Origin of the sequence: Streptomyces sp. SBT349 (assembly GCF_001083795.1) — a bacterium.
Classification (GTDB): domain Bacteria; phylum Actinomycetota; class Actinomycetes; order Streptomycetales; family Streptomycetaceae; genus Streptomyces.
The window spans coordinates 27,710-35,628 of record NZ_LAVK01000058.1; the positions used below are offsets into that span (position 1 = coordinate 27,710).

Annotated in this window: 6 protein-coding genes; all 6 read right to left on the bottom strand. The window is 67.8% G+C overall.

Going from position 1 to position 7,919, the window contains the following annotated elements; translation table 11 throughout:
• Window positions 1-4: 4 nt before the first annotated feature.
• Complete coding sequence (locus ADY01_RS10145; RefSeq protein WP_049569325.1) at window positions 5-949, bottom strand: ABC transporter ATP-binding protein; 945 nt, start codon at window positions 947-949, stop codon at window positions 5-7.
• Window positions 942-1,964: an ABC transporter ATP-binding protein gene (locus tag ADY01_RS10150; protein WP_049569328.1), complete on the bottom strand. Its 1,023-nt coding sequence runs from the start codon at window positions 1,962-1,964 to the stop codon at window positions 942-944. Before ADY01_RS10150 ends, ADY01_RS10145 begins: the two co-directional genes overlap by 8 nt.
• Window positions 1,965-1,988: 24 nt before the next feature.
• Window positions 1,989-2,942: an ABC transporter permease gene (locus ADY01_RS10155; protein ID WP_049569330.1), complete on the bottom strand. Its 954-nt coding sequence runs from the start codon at window positions 2,940-2,942 to the stop codon at window positions 1,989-1,991.
• The gene (locus tag ADY01_RS10160; protein WP_049569334.1) at window positions 2,935-3,864 is read right to left on the bottom strand and encodes an ABC transporter permease; all 930 of its coding nucleotides are present in this window, start codon (window positions 3,862-3,864) and stop codon (window positions 2,935-2,937) included. The genes ADY01_RS10155 and ADY01_RS10160 overlap by 8 nt, the downstream gene beginning before the upstream one ends.
• A 103-nt stretch (window positions 3,865-3,967) precedes the next feature.
• Window positions 3,968-5,596, bottom strand: a complete 1,629-nt coding sequence (locus tag ADY01_RS10165; RefSeq protein WP_049569342.1) for a peptide ABC transporter substrate-binding protein — start codon at window positions 5,594-5,596, stop codon at window positions 3,968-3,970.
• Between the two features lie 332 nt (window positions 5,597-5,928).
• On the bottom strand, window positions 5,929-7,797 hold the full coding sequence (gene typA, locus ADY01_RS10170) for a translational GTPase TypA (RefSeq protein WP_049569346.1): 1,869 nt from the start codon (window positions 7,795-7,797) through the stop codon (window positions 5,929-5,931).
• Window positions 7,798-7,919 lie beyond the last annotated feature (122 nt).

Consider the following 7,919-nt stretch of genomic DNA (forward strand, 5'->3'; position numbering starts at 1 on the left):
CCGGTCAGTCATGGATCGTCTCCTTCCAGAAGTGGCAGGCGCTGGTCCGGCCGCCCAGCGGGCTGCCGTCCCGCTCGGCCACGTCAGCCAGCGGCGTCTCCTCGGCGCGGCGGATGATCCGCTCCCGGGTCTCGCGCCCCTCCGGGTCCGGCTGCGGGACCGCGGAGAGCAGCGCCTGGGTGTAGGGGTGCGTCGGGTGGTCGTAGATCTGGGCGTCGGTGCCGACCTCGGCCAGCTTGCCCAGGTACATCACGCCGACCCGGTCGGAGATGTGCCGCACGATCGACAGGTCGTGCGCGATGAAGACGTACGCCAGGTCCAGCTCGTTCTGGAGCCGCTCCATCAGGTTGATGACCTGCGCCTGCACCGAGACGTCCAGCGCCGAGACCGGCTCGTCGCAGATGATGATCTCCGGGTTGAGCGCCAGGCCGCGGGCGATGCCGATGCGCTGCCGCTGGCCGCCGGAGAACTGGTGCGGGTACCGGTTGATGTACTCCGGGTTCAGCCCGACCAGGTCGAGCAGCTCCCGCACCCTCTTCTCCCGGTCGCCCTTCGGGAGCACGTCGCCGTGGATCTCGAACGGCTCGCCGATGATGTCGCCGACCGTCATGCGCGGGTTGAGCGAGGTGTACGGGTCCTGGAAGACCATCTGGATGTTGCGGCGCACGGCCTTCAGGGCCCGCGAGGAGAGCTTGGCGATGTCCTCGCCCTTGTAGAGGATCTGCCCCGAGGTCGGGTGTTCCAGGCTCATCAGGAGCCTGGCCACCGTGGACTTGCCGCAGCCGGACTCGCCCACGATGCCCAGGGTCTCGCCCTGGTACAGCTCGAACGAGATGTCGTCCACCGCCTTGACGGCGCCGATCTGCCGCTTGAAGAGGACGCCCTGGGTGAGCGGGAAGTGCTTGACGAGATTGCGCACTTCGAGGATGGGTTCGCCCCGGTCAGTCATGGATCGTCTCCTTCCAGAAGTGGCAGGCGCTGGTCCGGCCGCCCAGCGGGCTGCCGTCCCGCTCGGCCACGTCAGCCAGCGGCGGCACCTCGGTGCGGCAGATGTCCCGCGCCATCGCACACCGCGGGTTGAACGCGCAGCCGCTCGGGATGGCCGTGAGGCTGGGCGGCAGGCCCTTGATCGCGTAGAGCTCCTTGCCCTTGTGGTCGAGGCGCGGAATGGAGTCCAGCAGGCCCTTGGTGTACGGGTGCGCGGGCCGCTTGTACAGCTCGTGCACCGGCGCGTTCTCCACGATGCGCCCGGCGTACATCACCGCGATCTTGTCCGCGACGTCGGCGACCACGCCGAGGTCGTGGGTGATCAGGATCAGGCCCATGTGGAAGTCCCGCTGGAGCTCCGCCAGCAGGTCCATCACCTGGGCCTGCACCGTCACGTCGAGCGCGGTGGTGGGCTCGTCGGCGATGATCACCTCGGGCTCCAGGGCCAGCGCCATCGCGATCATGATGCGCTGCCGCATGCCGCCGGAGAACTGGTGCGGGTAGTCGTTCACCCGCTCCTTGGCGGCCGGGATGCGCACCCGGTCCATCAGCTCGATGGAACGGGCCCTGGCCTCCTTCTTGGACAGGCCCCGGTGGACCCGGAACATCTCGCCGAGCTGGTAGCCCACCGAGAGGACCGGGTTCAGCGCGGAGAGCGCGTCCTGGAAGATCATGGCTATCTTGTTGCCACGGACCTGCCGCCGCGCCTCCTCGGACCAGGTCAGCATGTCCTGGCCGCGGTAGAGGACCTGGCCGCCGGTGATGTGCCCGGGAGGGGTGTCCAGGATGCCCATGATGGTCTGGGCCGTCACGGACTTGCCCGAGCCCGACTCGCCGAGCACCGCCAGCGTCTCTCCCGCGTCCACGGAGTAGCTGACGCCGTTGACCGCCTTGGCCGCGCCCTCCCTGGTACGGAACTCAACGTGCAGGTCGCGGACTTCGAGCAGGGGTACGCCCGGCACGTCCGCCTTCGTCATTTCGATCGACACGCGCGTTCTCCCTCAGCGCAGCTTGGGGTCGAGGGCGTCACGCACGGCGTCACCCAGCATCAGGAAGGACAGGATGGTGATGCTCAGCAGGATCGACGGGTAGAGCAGCACATGCACCGCGACCCGGATCTGGTCCTGCGCCCGGTTGATGTCCCCGCCCCACGAGATCGCCGGCTCGCTCAGCCCGATGCCGAGGAACGACAGGACCGCCTCCGCCGTGATGTACCCGCCGAGGGCGATCATCGCGACCACGATCACCGGGGCGATCGCGTTGGGCAGCACGTGCCGCAGCAGGATGCGCCAGGTCCCGGCGCCCAGCGAGCGGGCCGCCGCCACGTAGTCGGCCTGTTTGACGGAGATCACCGAGCCGCGCATGACACGGGCGATGGTCGTCCAGCCCAGGAAGGCGAGCGCCAGGGTCACCGTCCACTCGGTCCTGGTGTCGAAGGAGAGCAGGATGACCATGCTGCCCAGCAGGAACGGGATGCCCATGAAGACGTCGATGACGCGGGAGAGGACGGAGTCCATCCAGCCGCCGAAGTACCCGGCGAGCATGCCCACCAGGGAGCCGAACACCAGCACGATGGCGGTCACCGAGACGCCGATGACGATCGAGGCGCGGGTGCCGTAGATCATGCGTGCGTAGATGCTCTGGCCCTGCTGGTTGTAGCCGAGCCACTCCGGTGAGAAGAAGTGGCCGAGCTCCGGCTTCTGGAGGTAGTGGGCGCCCAGGTCGCCGGCGCGCGGGCTGGCGGAGGTGAACCACCCGGGGAACGCGGCGACCACCAGCAGCAGCAGGATGATCACCGTCGAGATCAGGAAGGTCGGCTTGCGGCGCAGGTCGTGCCAGGCGTCGGACCACAGGCTTCGCGGACGTCCCGGGGCAGGCCCGCTCTCGGCCGCGCCGACGAGGGCCGGGTCGGCGAGGGACGGTATGGCTTGCTTCTTCTCGATTGCCTCAGGCATAGCGAATCCTCGGGTCCAGGACCGCGTAGAGCAGGTCGACGAGCAGGGTGACGACGAGGTACACCACGATGATGAAGGTGACCACGCCGACGACGGTGGCGCCCTCGCGGGACTTCAACGCCTCGTAGACCGTGTCGCCGACCCCGCGGATGTTGAAGATGCCCTCGGTGATGATGGCGCCCGCCATGAGGTTGCCCAGGTCGACGCCGAGGAATGTCACCACCGGGATCAGGGAGTTGCGCATGAGGTGCACGCGGACCGCGCGGCTCTGGGTGAGCCCCTTGGCCTTGGCCGTGCGCATGTAGTCGGCGCGCCGGTTCTCCACGATGGAGGTACGCGTCAGCCGGGCCACATAGGCGAGGGAGAGCGAGGCGAGCACGATCGCGGGCAGGAAGAGCTGGCTCCAGTCCTCGGAGTCCTGCACCACCGGTTCGATCAGCTCCCAGCGGACGCCGAGGTAGGTCTGGAAGAGGTAGCCGATGACGAACACCGGCACCGAGATCAGCAGGAGCGTGACGAACAGGATCCCGCGGTCCGTCTTCTTCCCGGCGCGCAGCCCGGCGATCACGCCCATGCCGATGCCGACGACCACGGTGATGAGGAACGCCATGGCGGTCAGCCGCAGGGTCGCGGGCAGCGCCTCGGTGATCACGTCGATCACCTCGCGTCTGCTGGCGATCTGGGTGCCGAAGTCCCCTTGCACCAGGCCGGTGAGGTAGTTCCAGTACTGAACAAGGATGGGGTCGTCGAGGCCGAGATCCGCTCTCAACGCCGCCATCTGGGCCTCGTCGGGGGCGCGTTCGCCCCACAGGGCCCGGACCGGATCGCCGGGCAGGGCGTACATCATCATGAAGATGATGAACGTCGCACCGATGAACACCGGGATCATCTGGAGCAGTCGCCGCACGACGTAGCGCCCCATCATTCCTCCATGTCAAGTCGGCGGGGGCCGACGGGCCGCTCCGGTTCGCGGAGACGGACCGCCGGCCCCCTCTATGCCGCAGGTACCGTTGTCGTCAGCTCGATCAGCTGTTGACCGTGACCTCGGTCAGGACCGGCTGGCCGGCGGAGTCGAAGCGGACGTTCTCCACGTTCTCCGAGTAGCCGCCGTTGACGTTCTGGTACCACAGCGGGATGGCCGGCATCTCCTCGAACAGGACCCGCTCCGCCTCCTGGTAGGCGGTGACGGTCTCGTCCAGATCGGCCGCGGCGTCACCCTCGTCGAAGAGGCTGTCCACCTCGTCGTTGTGGAAGCGGCCGTAGTTGCTCTGGGCGGAGGAGTGGTACAGCTCCTTGAGGAAGTTCACGTTCAGCGGGTAGTCCTGGAACCAGCCACCGCGGTACATGCTCTCCACCTGGTCGGCCTCGCGGGCCTCGAGGTCGGTGTCGAAGTCCGGCTTGGCGTCACCGACGCACTCGATGCCGAGGTTCTCGATGAGGTTGTTGCAGACCGCCTCGACCCACTCCTGGTGACCACCGTCCGAGTTGTACTGGATGGAGATCCGGTTCCCGGGGATGCCGCCGTTGTCCTCGACCAGCTGGCGGGCGCGCTCGGGGTCGTAGGTCGTGACCTCGCCGCCGATGCCCTCCTCGTAGCCGAAGACGCCGGGGGCGACGAAGCTGTCCGCGGGGGTGCGCGACCCGTTCAGCACGGTGCCGGTGATGGTCTCGCGGTCGATCGCCATGGAGACGCCCTGGACGACCTCCGGCGGGGTGTCCTCCCAGTTGTACCAAACCGGGACGATGGTCTGGATGCCGTTGTAGGGCTGGTTGATCGCCCGGTCACCCAGGTCCGTCTCGTAGACCGGCAGGTCCTTGGGGTCCACCTGGCGGATGATGTCCAGGTTCCCGGCCATCAGGTCGCTGTACGCCGCGTCCAGGGCGCTGTACGCCTGGATGTGGATGCCGCCGTTCTGCGCCTTGTTGTCACCGGCGTAGTCGTCGTAGCGGGTCAGCTCGATGGACTCGTTGTGGCTCCACGACTCGAACTGGTACGGGCCGTTGCCGACCGGGGCCTCGCCGAACGCCTCGGGGTCGTCGAAGAAGACCTCGGGCAGCGGGGCGAAGGCGTCGTAGCCCAGCTTGTAGTTGTAGTAGGTGACCGGCGTGGTCAGCTCGATCTCGAAGGAGGTGTCGTCCACGACCCGCAGGCCGGACATCGTGTCGGCGGTGGGCTCGGCGCCCTCCTCCGGGTGGACGTCCTCGTAGCCGACGATGTCGCCGAACCAGAAGCTGTTGTTCTGGTTGTTGTCGATGTGGGCCGCCCAGTTCCAGGCGTTCACATAGCTCTCGGCGGTGACGGGGGTGCCGTCGTGGAAGGTCCACCCGTCCTTGAGGGTCACGGTCCAGACCGTGTTGTCCTCGTTGGGCTCGACGGACTCGGCGTGGACGTTGTACACCTCGCCCTCGTCGGTGAACTTGACGAGCGTGGAGAAGACGTTCTGGATCACCAGGGCGCCGTACTGCTCGTTGGTGTTCGTCGGGATCAGCGGGTTCTGCGGTTCGCCGCCGTCGATCCGGACGACGCCATCGGCGTTGGCCTCGCCGCTGCTGCCTCCGTCACCGCCTTCATCGTCGCCGCCACCACAGGCGGTCAGGGCCAAGGCCACGACTATCGCCCCGGCGACCCACTTGGCGCTGCGAGCACCACGCATGGGTTTTGCCTCCTTGGAGTCCACTTTCAATGCACAGGGAACCCCGGACCGCGGAGGTCTACCCGCGTCCGGTTCGCAATGCCCACAACTATTGGGCATAAACCTGCGGTGAACCACCGATGCCCCATTTCATTTTGATGAAGATGAGGAGGAGAAAACGCCCACATCCGGACAAATCCCAGATGAACACTCTCCGGTATTCGGACTGATGTGACGCATCTCAAGTCAGTTGGTCCGGATACCGGACGGTGCGGCCGAAGATCGACAGGAAATACCCTTGACAGGGTGAGGACAAAACCGTCAAACGTAACGCAGCTTTTACATGCCGGCGATTACTGGCGTTTCGCCCGCGCCGCGGACCGCGCCCGCTCCCGTTGGTCGAGGGCCACCTTGCGGATGCGAACCTCGGAAGGCGTCACCTCGACGCACTCGTCCTCGCGGCAGAACTCCAGCGACTGCTCCAGCGAGAGCCTGCGCGGGGGCACCAGGCTCTCCGTGGTGTCCGCGGCGGCGGCGCGCATGTTGGTGAGCTTCTTCTCCTTGGTGATGTTGACGTCCATGTCGTCGGAGCGGGAGTTCTCCCCGACGAGCATCCCCTCGTAGACCTCGGTGCCCGGCTCGATGAAGATCGTCCCGCGCTCCTGGAGGTTGAGCATCGCGTAGGGGGTGGCCATGCCGGACCGGTCGGCGACCAGCGACCCGCTCTTGCGGGTCCGCAGCTCACCCGCCCACGGCTCGTGCTTCTCGAAGATGCTGTGAGCGATGCCGGTGCCGCGCGTCTCGGTCAGGAACTCGGTGCGGAATCCGATCAGCCCGCGGCTCGGCACCAGGAACTCCATGCGGACCCAGCCGGAGCCGTGGTTGGTCATGGTCTCCATGCGGCCCTTGCGGGAGGCCAGCAGCTGGGTGATGGCCCCGAGGTGCTCCTCGGGGGCGTCGATCGTCATCCGCTCGACCGGCTCGTACACCGAGCCGTCCACGATCCGGGTGACCACCTCGGGCTTGCCGACGGTGAGCTCGAAGCCCTCCCGGCGCATCGTCTCGACCAGGATGGCCAGGGCCAGCTCGCCGCGGCCCTGCACCTCCCAGGTGTCGGGGCGCTCGGTGGGCAGCACGCGGAGGCTGACGTTGCCGACGAGTTCGCGTTCGAGGCGGTCCTTCACCAGGCGGGCGGTGACCTTGTGGTTCTTGCCGCCGCGGCCGACGAGCGGGGAGGTGTTGGTGCCGATGGTCATCGAGATGGCCGGCTCGTCCACCGTGATCAGGGGCAGGGCCACCGGGTTCTCCGGGTCGGCCAGCGTCTCGCCGATCATGATCTCCGGGATCCCGGCCACGGCGCAGATGTCGCCGGGGCCCGCGACCTCGGCGGGCTTGCGGGCCAGCGCCTCGGTCATCAGCAGCTCGGTGATCCGCACGTTCTGCGAGGAGCCGTCGCGCCGCAGCCAGGCGACCGTCTGGCCCTTGCGCAGGCTGCCCTGGCGGATGCGGCAGAGCGCGATGCGGCCGAGGAAGTTGTCCGCGTCGAGGTTGGTGACGTGCGCCTGGAGCGGCGCGTCCTCCTCGTAGACCGGCGCGGGAACGGTCTCCAGGAGGGTGGAGAAGAACGGCTCCAGGCTGTCGCTGTCGGCCGGCACCGTGCCGTCGGCGGGCTGGGTCAGCGAGGCGATGCCCTCGCGGGCGCAGGCGTAGACGATGGGGAACTCGATCTGCTCCTCGTCCGCGTCCAGGTCGAGGAAGAGGTCGTAGGTCTCGTCGAGGACCGCGGAGATCCTGGCGTCGGAGCGGTCGGTCTTGTTCACGCAGAGGATGACGGGCAGGCGGGCCTGGAGCGCCTTGCGCAGCACGAAGCGGGTCTGCGGCAGGGGGCCCTCGGAGGCGTCCACCAGGAGCACGACCGCGTCCACCATCGACAGGCCGCGCTCGACCTCGCCGCCGAAGTCGGCGTGGCCCGGGGTGTCGATGATGTTGATCACCACGGCGTTCGCGGAGCCCTTGGGGTGGTACCTGACCGCCGTGTTCTTGGCCAGGATCGTGATCCCCTTCTCACGCTCCAGGTCGCCGGTGTCCATGACCCGGTCGTCCACGTGCTGGTGCGCGGCGAAGGCACCCGCCTGCCGGAGCATGGCGTCGACCAGCGTGGTCTTGCCGTGGTCGACATGGGCGACGATGGCGACATTGCGGATGTCGTGACGCGTTGGCATGGCTGGGGCACTTCTCCCGGAATCGTGACGGCGACGGCGCGGCAGACGGCCGTGGCACCCGTCGTGCACAGTCATCGTACGGGGCCCGGCCCGGGGCCGGGCCCCAGTCCGGTTACCCGCCC